This is a genomic window from Bacillus sp. FSL R5-0523, assembly GCF_037975295.1.
Lineage (GTDB): Bacteria > Bacillota > Bacilli > Bacillales > Bacillaceae > Bacillus > Bacillus subtilis.
The window spans coordinates 1,104,489-1,119,548 of sequence record NZ_CP150251.1; the positions used below are offsets into that span (position 1 = coordinate 1,104,489).

The 15,060-nt window shown below is 45.0% G+C and carries 16 protein-coding genes; 4 read left to right on the forward strand and 12 right to left on the reverse strand.

Features of this window, described 5'->3' with window-relative positions; translation table 11 throughout:
- Positions 1 to 38: 38 nt before the first annotated feature.
- From phoE to NYE53_RS05700, 6 genes are all read right to left on the reverse strand, one after another.
- Positions 39 to 620: a phosphatase PhoE gene (phoE, locus tag NYE53_RS05675; RefSeq protein ID WP_032725340.1), complete on the reverse strand. Its 582-nt coding sequence runs from the start codon at positions 618 to 620 to the stop codon at positions 39 to 41.
- A 70-nt stretch (positions 621 to 690) separates the two neighbouring features.
- Positions 691 to 1,785 carry an acetyl-CoA C-acyltransferase gene (locus NYE53_RS05680; protein WP_339247676.1) on the reverse strand — a complete coding sequence of 365 codons (1,095 nt, stop codon included), beginning with the start codon at positions 1,783 to 1,785 and terminating at the stop codon, positions 691 to 693.
- A complete protein-coding gene (locus tag NYE53_RS05685; protein ID WP_339247679.1) occupies positions 1,782 to 3,221 on the reverse strand; it encodes an acyl-CoA synthetase in 1,440 nt (479 codons plus the stop codon). Before NYE53_RS05685 ends, NYE53_RS05680 begins: the two co-directional genes overlap by 4 nt.
- A gap of 6 nt (positions 3,222 to 3,227) precedes the next feature.
- Positions 3,228 to 3,788, reverse strand: coding sequence for a biotin transporter BioY (locus NYE53_RS05690; RefSeq protein WP_003233151.1), 561 nt, complete (start codon positions 3,786 to 3,788; stop codon positions 3,228 to 3,230).
- 134 nt (positions 3,789 to 3,922) lie between these two features.
- The gene (gene hemAT / locus NYE53_RS05695) at positions 3,923 to 5,221 is read right to left on the reverse strand and encodes a heme-based aerotactic transducer HemAT (protein ID WP_339247681.1); all 1,299 of its coding nucleotides are present in this window, start codon (positions 5,219 to 5,221) and stop codon (positions 3,923 to 3,925) included.
- Positions 5,222 to 5,359: 138 nt separating this feature from the next.
- Entirely contained in the window at positions 5,360 to 6,889 is a 1,530-nt protein-coding gene (locus NYE53_RS05700; protein ID WP_172861554.1) for an FAD-dependent oxidoreductase, read from the reverse strand.
- Between the two features lie 111 nt (positions 6,890 to 7,000).
- Here NYE53_RS05700 and NYE53_RS05705 point away from each other — a divergent pair, with 111 nt between their 5' ends.
- Positions 7,001 to 7,858, forward strand: coding sequence for an SDR family oxidoreductase (locus tag NYE53_RS05705; protein WP_003245662.1), 858 nt, complete (start codon positions 7,001 to 7,003; stop codon positions 7,856 to 7,858).
- Between the two features lie 27 nt (positions 7,859 to 7,885).
- Here NYE53_RS05705 and NYE53_RS05710 read toward each other — a convergent pair whose 3' ends face one another.
- Positions 7,886 to 8,119, reverse strand: coding sequence for an IDEAL domain-containing protein (locus tag NYE53_RS05710; RefSeq protein WP_003233142.1), 234 nt, complete (start codon positions 8,117 to 8,119; stop codon positions 7,886 to 7,888).
- A 292-nt stretch (positions 8,120 to 8,411) separates the two neighbouring features.
- Between NYE53_RS05710 and comK the strand changes: the two genes are divergently transcribed.
- On the forward strand, positions 8,412 to 8,990 hold the full coding sequence (comK, locus tag NYE53_RS05715) for a competence transcription factor ComK (protein ID WP_003245329.1): 579 nt from the start codon (positions 8,412 to 8,414) through the stop codon (positions 8,988 to 8,990).
- Positions 8,991 to 9,036: 46 nt separating this feature from the next.
- On the opposite strand, the gene NYE53_RS05720 is transcribed toward comK, so the two are convergent.
- Entirely contained in the window at positions 9,037 to 9,936 is a 900-nt protein-coding gene (locus tag NYE53_RS05720; RefSeq protein WP_339247687.1) for an SDR family oxidoreductase, read from the reverse strand.
- Between the two features lie 216 nt (positions 9,937 to 10,152).
- On the opposite strand from NYE53_RS05720, the gene NYE53_RS05725 reads away from it, so the two are divergent.
- Entirely contained in the window at positions 10,153 to 10,422 is a 270-nt protein-coding gene (locus tag NYE53_RS05725) for an excalibur calcium-binding domain-containing protein (protein ID WP_021479615.1), read from the forward strand.
- 137 nt (positions 10,423 to 10,559) lie between these two features.
- Here the strand turns inward: NYE53_RS05725 and NYE53_RS05730 are convergent, their stop codons facing one another.
- The 4 genes from NYE53_RS05730 to NYE53_RS05745 form a co-directional block, all read right to left on the reverse strand.
- Complete coding sequence (locus tag NYE53_RS05730; protein WP_339247688.1) at positions 10,560 to 11,912, reverse strand: IS1182 family transposase; 1,353 nt, start codon at positions 11,910 to 11,912, stop codon at positions 10,560 to 10,562.
- Between the two features lie 135 nt (positions 11,913 to 12,047).
- Positions 12,048 to 13,517: a sodium:solute symporter gene (locus NYE53_RS05735; RefSeq protein ID WP_262119611.1), complete on the reverse strand. Its 1,470-nt coding sequence runs from the start codon at positions 13,515 to 13,517 to the stop codon at positions 12,048 to 12,050.
- On the reverse strand, positions 13,514 to 13,714 hold the full coding sequence (locus NYE53_RS05740; protein WP_003224377.1) for a DUF3311 domain-containing protein: 201 nt from the start codon (positions 13,712 to 13,714) through the stop codon (positions 13,514 to 13,516). The genes NYE53_RS05735 and NYE53_RS05740 overlap by 4 nt, the downstream gene beginning before the upstream one ends.
- A gap of 198 nt (positions 13,715 to 13,912) precedes the next feature.
- Positions 13,913 to 14,284: a hypothetical protein gene (locus tag NYE53_RS05745; RefSeq protein ID WP_064671203.1), complete on the reverse strand. Its 372-nt coding sequence runs from the start codon at positions 14,282 to 14,284 to the stop codon at positions 13,913 to 13,915.
- 151 nt (positions 14,285 to 14,435) lie between these two features.
- Here NYE53_RS05745 and NYE53_RS05750 point away from each other — a divergent pair, with 151 nt between their 5' ends.
- Complete coding sequence (locus NYE53_RS05750; RefSeq protein ID WP_010886465.1) at positions 14,436 to 15,059, forward strand: VTT domain-containing protein; 624 nt, start codon at positions 14,436 to 14,438, stop codon at positions 15,057 to 15,059.
- Position 15,060: the final 1 nt, after the last annotated feature.

Genomic DNA, 15,060 nt, shown 5'->3' on the forward strand with positions numbered 1-15,060 from the left:
CTACTTAGAGGGGATAATATCAAACGCCTGTCTTTTTCTTATTTGATAAAGCCGGATAAGTGGCTGTTGATATTATAGTCTTTTATCAGCCATTTTTCTTCTGCAAATTCAATGTTGCTGAGGCAGGCGTTGACGAGACGGGTGCTTTGAAGCTCCGGGTCACCGCCGGATATTTCTGTCAGCAGGGCGTGAATTGCCGCACCGTGCGCCACGATCAGCACCTTCTTGTTTGGATACGCCTGGTTCACTTTTGCCAAACCGCCCATCAGCCTGTCAGTGAGTTCTTCTAAGGTTTCCATATTCGGATAGATGTTATCTGGATAGCGCTTTGTCCGTTCCTCCAGCGGCATGCCCTCCGCGTCGCCGTAATCGCGTTCCTTAAAATCATCCATCTCGACTATCGGAAGATGCAGATATTCATTAATAATTTCCGCGGTTCTTTTCGCTCTTTTCAGCGGGCTCGTCACAATAATATCCCAAGAAAAGTCCTTTACATATTCTCCGGTTTCTCTTGCTTGGCGTTCACCTGTTGCGTTTAGCGGGATATCGGTTTTGCCTTGGCATTTTTGCTGCAGGTTCCAATCGGTTTCTCCATGTCTTACTAAACAAACGGCTGTCATAAAATCCCCTTCCTGACTTTATTCATATCGCTATTATACTAAATCGAAAGCGTGTGTCCTATGAAAAAGCCTATGCAAGAACTTCAAATAATAAAGCCAGTCCAATTCCGCCGCCGGTTCCGATGGCTGCAACCACATATTGACAGTCTGTCCGTCTTTTCGCTTCATAAAACAATCTGGTTACCAGAGCTGCACCTGATGCACCGTACGGGTGGCCAAGAGCTAAGGCGCCGCCGCGCACATTGATTTTTGAAAAGGGAATGCCGAGTTCTTGCGAGCAGACACAAATTTTGACGGCAAAGGCTTCATTGATTTCAAATAAACCGATATCCTTAGGTGTTACATCGTGTGTATGTAAGAGGTTACGGATCGCATCAACCGGTGCCGCGGGCGGATAGTTGGGGTGAATCCCACTGACTGCGCTGCCGATAAACCGGAGCACAGGCTTAAGTCCCAGGGCTGCCGCTTTTTCTTCTTCCATTACCAAAAGAGCGGCTGCTCCGTCTGCTATGCCACTGCTGTTGGCTGCTGTGACTGTTCCGGAGCTGGTGTCGAAAACCGGCTTTGCACGGGGAATAATCGCTTCTATCGGCCGCGTTTTCAAAAATGCTTCGTCCGTCTCCAATTCCCCGAGAGGAACAATTTCTTCACGGTAAAATCCTTCATCATGCGCGTTCCTGCTGCGTTGATGGCTGAGAAGCGCGTACTCATCCTGCATGCTTCTGCTGATGGAATAGCGTGCAGCCGTATATTCTGCTGCAATGCCCATGTCTGGATCGCCTATCGCATCTGGAGAAAAGCGGGCCCGTTCTGAAAAAGGGGATTGGCTGCTGCTTTCTGAGCCGCCTGCGATATACATCGTGCCGGCTCCCGCTTGAATAAGGCTGCAGGCATAGCGCACAGCTTCAAGGCCTGAGCCGCACTGTCTGTCAATTGTAATTCCGGGAACCGATAAAGGCAGTCCGGCTTGAAGGGCTGACAGTCTGGCCAGGTTGCCGCCTCTGCCAGTAGCGTTTCCGAGAATGACCTCGTCAACTTGATCCTCTAGCTTTCGGCTGAGACAGCGGATGATGGGAGCCGCCAAATCCTCCGGCAGGAAGGGCTTCAGCAGTCCGTTTTGATTTCCAAAGATCGTTCGTTTTGCATCAACAATAACCGCATTCATTTATACTGTATACTCTCTTCCAGCCATTTTTTCACTCTGGAACGGGCAATTTTTCCGCTGCTCGTTTCCGGCAAGCTGTCTGCAAACACCCATTTTTTCGGAATTTTATAGGAGGCTAATTTCTGTTTACACCAGGCTTTCAGTGTTCTGGCATTAGCGTTTCCAAGAATGACAGCTACAGCGATTTCTCCCCAATACTCGTCGGGAATGCCAACGACAGCCGCGCTTTCAACCTCTGGGCAGGCGAGAAGCACACGTTCAATTTCTTCTGAGAAAATATTTAATCCTCCGTACACGATCATCCCGTTTTCTCTTCCTGATATGTATAGAAAGCCCTCTTCATCAACATAGCCCATATCATCTACTGTCATCCATTCATCTGGTGTGCTGCCGTTCACATAGCCGGAAAACCTCATCGGGCTTTTGACAAATATTTTTCCGATTTCTCCTGGCTGGCAGCGTTCTCCTCCAGCGTTGAGGATTTCAATCCGGACATTATGAAAAGGGCGGCCCGCTGAATGCGGCTTCCGTTTGCTGTCTTCCGGTGAAGAAAACGTCACAAAACTAAGCTCTGATGTGCCGTAAAAATCGTACAGCTTGAGATGAGGCCATGCAGCGGCAAGCTTCTCCTTGGATTCTGCCGGCCAGTCTGCGCCGGATGAAATGATTTTGACGGGACTGTCGGGAAAACCCTCAATCCTTGCGAGGGCGTCTGTCATCGTCGGTACGGTATAGAGAACACTGATGGATTCACGGCACAGCCATTCCTTCGCTTTGGCAGGAGAAAACTTTTTCAGCAAACAAACGGTTCCTCCAAGAAACAAAGTGCTGACTGCCCCGTATAAGAAGTGAGAGGACATTAACGTCCCGGGAATCAATACCGTGTCATTTGATGAAATCGAAAAATCTGTTTCTGTACAGGTAAAACTCTCTATCCATGAGCGGTGAGATCGCGTAAAGGCCTTCGGTTTTCCTGTCGAGCCCGACGTAAATCCCATATAAAAAGGGTGCTCCGGATCAATGGTAGGCAAGGGATCAGCGGTTGCTTCAGAAATATCTGCCATACAGTTATCCAGCAAAACAACAGGTGTCTGGCTATCTGTCAGTTTGTTTTTGAAAAAGGCTAAAGTAACCACAAGATCCGCATTGCTTATGGACAGCCGCTCCTTACATTCAGCCGGGCTCCAGCGTGTGTCGATGGGAATGGCTGTGCATCCAGCTGCTGCGGCTCCGGCAAACAGCTGTAAAAACGCCAGACTATTTGGGAGCAGGATCGCCACACGATTCGGCATGCTCGGCTGTGACCGCAGCCAATTTGCGGTTTGAGAGACAAGCCGATCCCAATCATGGTACGTGATTTGCTCCGATTCAGTCTGGATCGCTACACGGCCGGGCGATGTTTCGGCAGTAGATGAATAGGTATGAGTAATTGTCATGTAGTGTCATCCTCCTTTTGTAAACATCGTATCAGAAAGAGACAAGGCTTGAGTGATTTTTATCGCCAGAAATGCAGATACAGCCGCTTTTATCAAATCACCAGGCACATATGCAAGGCTCATGAAGGCGGCCTGTGACAAATCAATATGCATGATAAAAGCTTGTACCGGTATACCAAGCAGATAAATAAAGATGATGCCGAATACGATATGAGTGAAAAAGAGACGCAGTACTGTCACCTTCCGCAGCCTGTTAGCGGCTAAACTGATCAGCCATGAAGCGAGGGGATAAGCAATCAAAAAGCCTGCGCTCGGTCCGAAAAACACACCAAAACCGCCTCGTCCGCCGGGCAACAGCGGCGCTCCGAAGGCGACGAGCAGCAAAAAGACAAGCTGGCTTAAGAAAGCAGACTTTGGCCTGAGAATGCTGCCTGCCAACATGACACCAAGTGTTTGCAATGTAATCGGAACGGGTGTAAAGGATAAGAAGAGAGGGGGCATAAAGCCGAGCACTGCCATCAGCGCGGTGAAAATCGCAATATGCATCATGTCGATTAATTTCAGCATGTGAAATCCTCCAAACATTAATCAAATATGGTTATACAATAAATGCAGGTAATTATTATGTCAACTTATTTTTAATTTAAGTTTACATAATGAACGCAAAAAAACCGGCCGTATGGCAGACCGGTTTTTGATGGTTATTCTTCTGTCAGGATGACAAGCGAATCAACGGAAGCGGCCACATGGGAAACGGCGCGGCTGACTTCCTGAAGCCCTCCAAGAAAGGCTTGCAGATCGACGTCGATTTTGCCTGATTGCTCTTTGCTGATTTTCATGCTGTGGACGATTTCATCGAATAAGCGGTTAATTTGCGTCATTTTTTCTTTACTTTCGCTGACTAGCTCATTCACGTCTTTGATATGCTTGGATACAATGTTGATTTGTGTATTCGTATTGTTCACAAGCTCAGAAACAGTAGAGACGGTTTTTTTCGTATCCTCAGAAAGCTTCCGCACTTCATTTGCCACGACAGCAAAGCCTTTGCCGTGTTCTCCGGCGCGGGCGGATTCAATAGATGCATTGAGCGAGAGAAGGTTTGTTTGTTCAGCTATGCCTGTGACGATGCCGAAGATTTTTTCAATTTGCTGCGCGATTTCATCCAGCTTGACCATTTCTTTTTCGATTTGGATAAGGCTTGTGTCAATTTTGTTCATCTGTTTTTGCTGGACTTCTAGCTCTTTTTTTCCGCCGATCGACTTTTCTTCAACAGTGCTGGATGTTACAGTGCCGGCTTTGGATGCTTGAGAAATGCCCTCAGATTTGTCCACAAGCTCTTGAACTGATCTGCTTGTTTCTGAAAACAGATTGGCAATCGATCCAGAGGTTTCTTGAATTTTCTGATGAAGAAGGTTTTTCTTTTCTTCTTGTTCATCACGGGTCTGGTTATATTCGCTTTGAAATGCTTCAAGGACAAGTTGCTGTTCTAAGTTCAAGATTTTGGTTGTTGCTTTAATGGCTTTTAGCAGTTCTTGCTGATTTGTAATGGACGCTTCATAAATGTCAATCATTGACAAAAGAAGCTCTTGAAACGCACCCATATACCATTTTGGCAAAAGGCCGATTCTTAAATGGATGGAGGCGATTCGGTTACGCTTTTCAATAAATTCATCATCGATAACGCCTGCAAACATTTCCTGAATATGCCGTTTTAACGTTTGTTTTAAGCGGTCAACTGAGCTGTGATCATTAATGATATCCATCAATGAGCTTTCATGGTCAAGGTTTTTATAAAACGCATCAACGATATTTACGATATTTTCTTGAATGAGTGGCTGAAGCTGCTCTAACACGTAAAGCTCAGCATCTCCCAACCTGACCATTTTGAGCTGTTTTTTGACATCTGCATGTTTGTTTGTGAGCTGAATGCGGTTTTTTTGCTGTCTGTTTGAATCTGAAAAGTAAGCTGTTTCTTGTTTTCTGTCTTTTTTAAATAACAATACAATGATCCCCCTTGGGAAAAATATAATTTTTACTTTTTGGCTTTTTAAGCCTTTTTCTTTTTTATCGGCCAAGGGAAACATGAATGAAGCTGCAGATGAAAAATATTTGAAAAACCGTTCATTAAAATGAACGGTTTATTCGAGATCTATTTGTTTTAATGGTTTAATGGCCGGACCCTCTACAACTTCGCCAGATGGCTTAAAGCGTGATCCGTGGCACGGACAATCCCACGTATGCTCACTGTCGTTCCACTCGACCTCGCAGCCTAAATGGGTACAAGTCGTATCAACGAGATGGAGGCAGCCTGTCTCATCCCGAAATGCTCCCGCTCGCCTGCCGTTTATGGTGACGGCTTTCCCTTCTCCTGGCGAAATGTCTTCAAATTGGACATCAGGCTTTTCAAGCTTTCCTTTAATCAAATGCTTGGCGACATCGGCATTGTAGGAAATCACTTTCTGCAACCCGGGATTCAGATGGAAACGGGACGGAGTGAAAATGCTTTCGTATGGATTGTCTTTTTTCTCTACAAGGTCTGACAATAGAGTGGCTGCGACTGCTGAGGACGTCATGCCCCATTTTTTGAACCCGGTCGCTACTAGAATATTGTCCTCATTTTCCGACATCGGCCCGATAAACGGGATTTTGTCGATCGTCACTAGATCTTGTGTGGACCAATAATATGGAATGCTTTCGATGCCGATGGAGCTTTCGGCCAGTTGTCTCAGTGTTTCATAATGTGTAGACATGGCTTTTCCCTGGCCTGTTTTATGGCTTACTCCGCTGAAGAGAATCAGCTTTTCACCGTTTACAACCGTATAGCGGAGCGCCACTGACGGCTGATCGATACTCAAATACATGCCCTCGGGATACTCGATCTTCGGCTTGATGGCAAGGACATAAGATCTGTCGGAGTACATTCTCGCAGCATATAATCCGCCTCCGTCATAAAAAGGGAAGTGGGAACAGCATATGATAAAGCGGCTCTTAATGGCGTGCCGGCTTTTTGTTACCACTTCGGGCCTTTCGCCTTTTTTGATATCAAGCGCAACGGTCTCTTCATAAATTCGGCCGCCTTTTTGAACAATTTGCTCCAGAAGCGCTTTTAAGTATTGAAGCGGATGAAATTGAGCTTGATTCTTCATGACAAGCGCCAGCTTAGAACCTAAGGGAATTGGAAGATCCTTGATAAGGTCTCTTTCAATTCCCAGCTTTGTGTATGCCTCATGCTCGGTGCGGATTTTTTGAACAGCGTTTTCATTTGCCGTATAAAGATATGCGTCTTGCTCGATCCATTCACAATCAATTTGATGTTCATCCACAATGCCTTTTATGTAATCAATTGCGTTTTGGTTTGCTTCATAATAAAGCCTCGCATGGTTTAATCCGAAATGGCGGATAAATTCGTCGTATATCATGTCATGCTGTGCGGTAACTTTAGCAGTTGTATGCGCAGTGGTTCCGTTAAGAACCTGATTTGCTTCAATCAAAACGACACGGAAGCCTCTCTTCGTAAGTTCATATGCCGTTGTGATTCCCGTAATCCCGCCTCCGATAATGGTGACGTCACATTCAGTGTCCTCTTGAAGCGCAGGAAAAGAAGGCAGGTCAGTTGATGTTTTCCAGTATGTTTCAGGTGCTTCCTTTGCAAAATGTTGATTAGCCAAGCCGTTATACCTCCAATCAGATTTATTCTTAATTTTTCCATATTCTATCTTTTCATACATAGGAAGCAGGCATTGTTCATAACATAATAAGGTTGAAAAGGAGTGATTTCATTGGCGAATCAAAAAAAGAAAACATTACCGCCTCAGCACCAGAACCAGCAGCCTGGTTTTGAATATCTGATGGACCCGCGTCCGGTTTTTGATAAGCCGAAGAAAGCGAAAAAATTAGAGGGCAAAACCGCTATTATTACTGGAGGAGACAGCGGGATTGGACGCGCTGTCTCGGTGTTATTCGCAAAAGAAGGGGCTAATGTGGTCATTGTGTATTTGAATGAACATCAGGACGCCGAGGAAACAAAGCAGTATGTAGAAAAGGAAGGGGTAAAATGCCTGCTGATTGCAGGAGATGTCGGGGATGAAGCGTTTTGCAATGATGTGGTCGGGCAGGCAAGCCAAGTGTTTCCATCTATTGATATATTGGTTAACAATGCAGCTGAGCAGCATGTCCAGCCCAGCATTGAAAAAATCACCAGTCACCAGCTGATCAGAACCTTCCAAACAAACATTTTTTCCATGTTTTACTTAACAAAGGCAGTGCTGCCTCATTTAAAAAAAGGAAGCTCTATTATTAATACCGCTTCAATTACCGCCTATAAAGGCAATAAAACGCTGATCGATTATTCAGCTACAAAAGGCGCGATCGTTACGTTTACAAGGTCCCTTTCCCAGTCGCTTGTTCAGCAGGGCATACGGGTCAATGCAGTGGCACCGGGTCCCATTTGGACACCGCTTATCCCGGCCAGCTTTGCCGCAAAAGACGTGGAAGTGTTTGGTTCAGACGTGCCGATGGAACGCCCGGGACAGCCGGTCGAAGTGGCGCCAAGCTATCTATACCTTGCCAGCGACGATTCCACATACGTCACAGGGCAGACGATTCACGTCAATGGCGGAACAATTGTGAACGGATAATAAAAAGCCAATCCTTGAAGGATTGGCTTATTCGCTCTGCTTGAGCGCTGCATATTCTTTAGAGAGCGTAAGAAACGCATCTTTATCTTTTTCGTCCAAGGCTTTGTTAATTTGGTCCGTCAGCATGGCAAGCCGACGGTTATACAAGGATTCATCGAGCACCATTTGAATGTAAATATCCGTCATTGTGACATCGAATTCTTTTGTTTTTTGCGTGTTGCGGGACTTCATGAGCTCAGTGTACGATTTTTTCTCTTTCATAAAGAATCCCCCCAATGCCTTTTTTATAGTATATGGATAACGGTCGAAAAAATCAATAAATTTTTATAATTTTTAGACAACTAATACTTGGCAATCTATCGACATATCCTGCAAAATGCCGTAAACCGGCAAGTCTTATGAAAGTAAAATCGGTTTATTACTAGTCATTTAGTACCATTAAATATCATTAAAAGATGATTTTATCTTAAATGTTAAAAAAACCTGTCGTTTTACAAAAACAGATGATAGATTATTAGTATAAATTTTGCAGAAAAAGGATGGAGGCCATAATATGAGTCAGAAAACAGACGCACCTTTAGAATCGTATGAAGTGAACGGCGCAACAATTGCCGTGCTGCCAGAAGAAATAGACGGCAAAATCTGTTCCAAAATTATTGAAAAAGATTGCGTGTTTTATGTCAACATGAAGCCGCTGCAAATTGTAGACAGAAGCTGCCGATTTTTTGGATCAAGCTATGCGGGAAGAAAAGCAGGAACTTATGAAGTGACAAAAATTTCACACAAGCCGCCAATCATGGTGGACCCTTCGAACCAAATCTTTTTATTCCCTACACTTTCTTCGACAAGACCCCAATGCGGCTGGATTTCCCATGTGCATGTAAAAGAATTCAAAGCGACTGAATTCGACGATACGGAAGTGACGTTTTCGAATGGGAAAACGATGGAGCTGCCGATTTCCTATAATTCGTTCGAGAACCAGGTATATCGAACAGCGTGGCTCAGAACCAAATTCCAAGACAGAATCGACCACCGCGTTCCGAAAAGACAGGAATTTATGCTGTACCCGAAAGAAGAGCGGACGAAGATGATTTATGATTTTATTTTGCGTGAGCTCGGGGAACGGTATTAGAAAAATAGGAAGGAGCTGACCGAACAGGGCAGCTCCTTTCATAAAGCTATGCCGTCGGAATTCCTCCGGTGATGCCATATACCTGAGATGTCACATAGCTTGAATTCTCTGAAGCTAGAAATACATAAACATCGGCCAATTCCACTGGCTGTCCAGCGCGATTTAATGGAGCTGGCGGCGTGCCTTGTCCGAATTTCGGGATGTTTTCCGTCGGCTGTCCGCCGGAAATTTGCAGCGGTGTCCAAATTGGTCCGGGCGCAACTGAATTTACTCTGATGCCTTTGGAAGCAAGCTGTTTTCCCAGTCCGACGGTAAAGCCGATAATGGCGTTTTTCGTTGCTGCGTAATCTAACAGCATCGGGCTTGGATTATAGCCTTCAACTGAGGTAGTTGTGATAATTGAACCTCCCTCCGGCAAATACGGAAGCGCCGCTTTTACAACCCAGTAAAGGGAAAAGACGTTCACTTCAAAGGTTTTATAGATTTGTTCAGTAGGCAGATCTTCGATGTTTTCGACCGCTTGCTGTTTGCCTGCAACAAGTGCTAGCACATCAAGTCCGCCGAGTTCGTGATGCGACTGTTTGACTAGATCTTGGCAAAAGGATTCGTCGCTCAAGTCTCCGGGGATCAGCACTGCTTTTCGGCCTTCTGCTTCAATCAGCTCTTTTACCTCTTCAGCATCTGGCTGTTCCTCGGGCAAGTAGTTAATGGCCACATCGGCACCTTCTCTGGCGTAGGCAATCGCGGCAGCGCGGCCGATACCGGAATCGCCGCCCGTGACAAGCGCTTTTCGACCCGTTAGTTTACCGGATCCTTTGTAGCTTTTTTCTCCGCAATCAGGGACAGGCTTCATGTTCTTTTGCAGGCCTGGCGGCTCTTGATATTGTTCGGGAAATTCATCATGAAAAAATGCTTTTACAGGATTCGTAAGATTTGAATCAGACATCAGAAACGCTCCTTTTCTGTTTGGTGTACATTCGTATGTGTACCCCTGAGCATAAGCAGAAAAACATGTTTTGGCAGTTTGAATAGTGAAGGAAAAAGAAAACAAGAAAAAACAAACCCTTCTTCCATATTTATCTTGTCAAATAAGACTATATGAATTATGATAAATTCGAGCTATAAATCAACTAAATATTGGGTGTTGGGGGAGTGAATCGTCATGAAAAAAGCGGCGGCGGTTTTGCTGTCACTCGGTCTCGTTTTCGGTTTTTCATACGGAGCTGACCATGTGGCGGAAGCCAAAACAAAGGTGAAGGTCTATAAGAACTGCAAGGAGCTAAACAAAGTATACAAAGGCGGAGTGGCCCGCACATCGAAGGTGAAAAACAAAGGCGGAAAAACGAAGTACAAGCCTTACGTTTCTAAGGCGCTTTACGATGCCAATAAAAACAAAGACCGCGATAAAGATCTTATCGCCTGTGAACGGTAAATAAGAAAAAGCAATCTGGTGTCCAGATTGCTCAGCTTGTAGAGAAAACGGTGTTTTTTTCTACAAGCTTTTTTGTTGTGTGCTGTTTCTTTAGGTATTCAGCTGATTTCAATAATAGAAAAAGAGCTCCCACATACCTAGCTTTGCTTGGCTAGGTATGTGGCAATCTTCTTCATGTTTTGGCATGCGGCTGTGAGGAGAACTTGTTCGCTCACATTCCGTTTTCCCCTCAACCTGCAATAGCGAAGCCCGTGCAGTTGTTTTGAATCTGCAAAGCTTCGCTCTATTTTTTCTTTTCTTTTTTTGTAGAGGTTTTTTCCTGAAACAGACAAGCGATTTTGTCTGACCTTTTCTTTATGATCTTCCCATACATGCCGAGTAATCACTTTCTGCTGATTCTTTGATTTTGTACAGTTTTTAAGCAGCGGGCATGAGGAACATATTTCAGGATTTGATTTGTATGACCGGTAGCCTTTTCGGTCAGTTGTTGAGTATGTAAGTGTTTGGTGATTTGGACAAATGTATCTGTCTTGTTCACTGTCATAATGAAATTTCCATTTTGGAAACAACCCTCGGGTAGGGTGATAACGTCTATGTGCGATGACACCAAAGATTTGTCGGTCAGATAATCCTTTACAGATCGGAGTCGTTAAATATCCGGAATCAAGGGCGACGGCTTCTACTTGAAAACCAAATCGTGCGATTTGGTGATCCAATCGGTCAAGATAGGGCACAGAATCATGGACATTTCCGGGTGTGACATAGGCATCGGTGATAATGTTGAATTTCATATCTGTTGTACGGTGATCTAAATAGAAAAAACCTTCTGGTTTGTTTTCACGATACAGATAGCCACTTTCCGGATCGGTTGTACTGTGGCGGATCTCTTTTTCAGCTTTCACCTCCTCTTTGGCTGTTAATGGCTTTTTTCCGTGTTCCTCCCGATCCTCTTGAATGGCTTCATTTAAATCCTTGATATAGTTTTGGGTATCCTGCGCAATTGTTTTTCTTGTGTATTTATGCCTGTTGGCATTGGCTTTAAGGTGTGTGGAGTCAGTGAATAGGACTCGTCCGCCCACCATGTCGTGGTTGATGGCCTGAAGAACGATCTCATCAAAGATGTCTTGGAAGATGGTTGTATCTTTAAAGCGTGTGCGTCTGTTCCAGCTGATGGTGGAGTGGTGCGGAACTGGATCATTTATGTTCAATCCAAGAAACCATCTGTACGCCATATTGTAGTAAATTTCTTTTTCAAGTTGTCTTTCTGAACGGATACCATAGAGGTATCCGATAAACATCATTTTAAATAAAATAAGCGGATCAAGTGAGGGGCGGCCTTTATTTTCACTGTAGTAAGGTTTAACCTTTTCAATGATGAAAGAGAAGTCTATGTATTGATCAATTTTTCGAAGCAGGTGATCCTCTTCGACGAGTTGGTCAAGCAGAACAAATTCGGCTGTGTTTTGAGAAGAATTTCTTGTGTGGAACATGGGAAAGACACCGTCCTTTTGAAGTCTTTCTTTTATTTTATTACAGAAGAATGGATATTTTAAGAAAAAATAAAGGCTGTCGAGATTTTCTCGACAGCCTGAGCAATCTGGTGTCCAGATTGCTTTTTCTATTGCTTAAGCCGCCTGATCGGCCGCAGCGCTTTTCGCCTTCCTTGTCATAAGGCTGACTGCCATCATGACCGTGATATTCAAAAGCAGGGCGACGATGCCTACATTCAAGTCTTTTGCGGCTTGCGGCAGAGCCGGAAATAAAGTGCCGATCGTCGTTTCCGTCATTGTAATATAAGTAACTGCTCCGACACCTGCAATAATGCCGGCGAATGCTCCTTGCTTTGTCACCATATTATGCTTGAACAGGCTGAACAAAAGGGCGGGGAATAGCTGTGTGACAAGGCTGTAGCCCATCAAAAGCAACGTAACGATGGTATTCCCGCCTTTGAAGGTAAAATACACCGAAATCAACGCAATCACCGGCACTAAAAACTTAGCAAGAGCCGATACCTGTTGTTCTGTCGTGCGGGGCGCAATTACCTTGTACACATTTTTTGCAAACAGCGTGGAGGCGGACATTAAGATCATAGACCCTGGCACAAGTGCTGTCAGCAGTCCGGCAGCACCGATAATTCCGACAAACCAAGGGTCAAATGCTTGCAGAGACAGTCTCAAAAGCGACAGATCCCCGTCTGCGCCTTTCAGATCTGGAACTTGCAGGATAGCCGCGAAGCCGACGAAAAGGACGAAGAGCAGGACCAGCTGGTACAAAGGCATGATGATGGCGTTTTTACGAAACACTTTTGGGTTTTCGGCTGAATACGAAGCGGAAAACGTGTGAGGCCACATGTAAAACCCGAGCGCTGTCAAGAGTACGGTTGAACTGAACCAGGCCACACTTTGTCCCGATTCGGGGAGCGTAAGAAAGCCAGGCTTTGCCGTTTCAATCTGCTGAAACATGTCTTGAAATCCGCCGTAGTAATGAATTGGCAAATACACACCTAAAAACAGAACGACAACCAGAATCATGATGTCCTTCACAACCGATATCCAGGCAGACCCGTGAATGCCTGAAACCATAACATAAACCGTGATGGAAACAGCGCCGATCCAGATGGCGGCGGTCGGGGTGATTTTGCCGTACGAGGTTTCCGATACAATCAGCCCGAGGCCTTTCAGCTGTAGTACAAGATAGGGAATGAGTGCGGCGATGCCGACCAGTGAAACGAGAATGCCAAGCAGCGGACTGTTGTATTTTTTTGTGAAAAAATCAGACTGCGACATCAGTTTATGCTGTTTCGCGTACGTCCAAACTGCTGGAAGAAGCCAGTAAGAAAGGATGTAGGCCAGACATCCGTAGGCGATGATATAAAAGGCTGGACCGCCCTTTCCGTAGGCCCAGCCGCTGCCGCCGAGAAACGTAAAAGTAGTATAAATTTCGCCTGCCATCAAAAGGAAGACGAAAACAGTTCCGAAGCCGCGCCCTCCGACCGTCCACTGCTCCAGGTTCATGTCTTTTCCTTTTTGGGCGCGTATACCGAGAAAAATACTCAAGAGCAGGACACCGAAAATGATGATGAGAGCTGCATTCATTCTGCTTCCTCCTTTTTATTTTCCTTGTCGAGGACATACACAATCGCCATCAGCGCAGAGGTCAAAAGAGCCCACATCACAATATAGGCAAGAATAAACGGCATGCCGAACACATAGGGGGTCACCTTATTTGCAAAAGGGATGCCGAGTAAGATTCCGATAAAGGGCAAAGCGGCAAGAACGTGAATCAGTTTCATAGAATCCTCCTTCTATTTAGGATTGGGGTGTACAAGCCTAAGCGTACTGAAAATGATGTCGCAGATATGGCAGCACATGTCACTTTTTAGGGTGAAAGGCTGTGGTTCGAATTATAAATAAATTTATTTTGTTTGTATAGTGTGAATTGTCTGAAATTAATGATCTGAATCGCCCGAAGAGGGAACGGGCAGTATGATTCAAAAGGCTCGGAGTCTGTCTGGGGCAAATAGATAGTATGTTAATAATTCGCTGACCTGCTCACGGATTCGCGGATTAAAATAGCGGTGGTTTTCTTCATAACCGTCGATGACAAATGTATAAAGCGTAAAGGCCTCATCGCGTTCCGTCTCGCGGATTGCAATTTTTCTTTTCCTCAGTTCTTTTCTGACCTCCATCAAATCCTTTTGTGCTATTTTTAATGATTCGCCGATAAGCTGTTTATAAGGATGCTTCAATTTTAATGTGCTTTCTTCAATTCCGGCGAGATCACGGTTAAAAATCGTAATAGCCATGGGCAAAAAGAGAGCCCGTTCAATTAGATCGTATATTTCCTCCTGCAGATTTGGCATGTTGACTCCTTCCTTCTAAGGGAACGTTTGTTCTAATTGTATTCTATATCGGCTGGTGAAATGTTTCAAGACAGAAAAAATCACCAAAACTTTTTAGTTTTCTGCTGATAATGTGTAGAATAAGGATAGACAAACCCGGTAAGGAGTATAAATGTTGGAGCATTTTTTATCCTATTTGACACAAGAACACTTAACTGAATTATTTCAAAGCTATAGGGCTTTCGGTCCGCTCATTGCTGTGCTGCTGCCTTTAATTGAAGCGTTTCTCCCGTTTTTGCCGCTGATCGTGTTTGTGGTGGCGAATACGAACTCGTTTGGCTTGTGGGAAGGATTCATCCTGTCTTGGGCGGGATCAACTGCTGGTTCCATTCTCGTATTTTTGATTGTCCGTCAATACGGACAGAGAAAATTGCTTGGATTTATCCGCAGTCATCCGTCTGTAAGAAAGCTGATGTTATGGGTGGAAAGACACGGCTTCGGTCCCATGTTTCTTCTGCTTTGTTTTCCATTTACACCGTCAGCCGCGGTGAATGTTGTTGCCGGTTTGTCAAGGATCGGAACGCGGCCGTTTATTTTGGCGGCAGCCTCGGGGAAGCTTGTCATGATTTTTATGATCAGCTTCATCGGATATGATCTGCACGCGCTGATTACACAGCCGATTCGAACGGTCATCGCCGTATTGGTGATCACTGTCTTATGGTATGTCGGCAAAAAGGTGGAGCGGTATCTGCATGTAAGAGCCAGTCAGCGTGAGCATGATGGAGGGAGACAGTAAC

Excerpts from the sequence above, each read along its gene's own strand:
- phoE (WP_032725340.1), bottom strand. The coding sequence starts at position 620 with ATGACAGCCGTTTGTTTAGTAAGACATGGAGAAACCGATTGGAACCTG.
- NYE53_RS05680 (WP_339247676.1), bottom strand. The coding sequence starts at position 1,785 with ATGAATGCGGTTATTGTTGATGCAAAACGAACGATCTTTGGAAATCAA.
- NYE53_RS05685 (WP_339247679.1), bottom strand. The coding sequence starts at position 3,221 with ATGACAATTACTCATACCTATTCATCTACTGCCGAAACATCGCCCGGC.
- NYE53_RS05690 (WP_003233151.1), bottom strand. The coding sequence starts at position 3,788 with ATGCTGAAATTAATCGACATGATGCATATTGCGATTTTCACCGCGCTG.
- NYE53_RS05710 (WP_003233142.1), bottom strand. The coding sequence starts at position 8,119 with ATGAAAGAGAAAAAATCGTACACTGAGCTCATGAAGTCCCGCAACACG.
- comK (WP_003245329.1), top strand. The coding sequence starts at position 8,412 with ATGAGTCAGAAAACAGACGCACCTTTAGAATCGTATGAAGTGAACGGC.
- NYE53_RS05720 (WP_339247687.1), bottom strand. The coding sequence starts at position 9,936 with ATGTCTGATTCAAATCTTACGAATCCTGTAAAAGCATTTTTTCATGAT.
- NYE53_RS05725 (WP_021479615.1), top strand. The coding sequence starts at position 10,153 with ATGAAAAAAGCGGCGGCGGTTTTGCTGTCACTCGGTCTCGTTTTCGGT.
- NYE53_RS05730 (WP_339247688.1), bottom strand. The coding sequence starts at position 11,912 with ATGTTCCACACAAGAAATTCTTCTCAAAACACAGCCGAATTTGTTCTG.
- NYE53_RS05735 (WP_262119611.1), bottom strand. The coding sequence starts at position 13,517 with ATGAATGCAGCTCTCATCATCATTTTCGGTGTCCTGCTCTTGAGTATT.
- NYE53_RS05740 (WP_003224377.1), bottom strand. The coding sequence starts at position 13,714 with ATGAAACTGATTCACGTTCTTGCCGCTTTGCCCTTTATCGGAATCTTA.
- NYE53_RS05745 (WP_064671203.1), bottom strand. The coding sequence starts at position 14,284 with ATGCCAAATCTGCAGGAGGAAATATACGATCTAATTGAACGGGCTCTC.
- NYE53_RS05750 (WP_010886465.1), top strand. The coding sequence starts at position 14,436 with ATGTTGGAGCATTTTTTATCCTATTTGACACAAGAACACTTAACTGAA.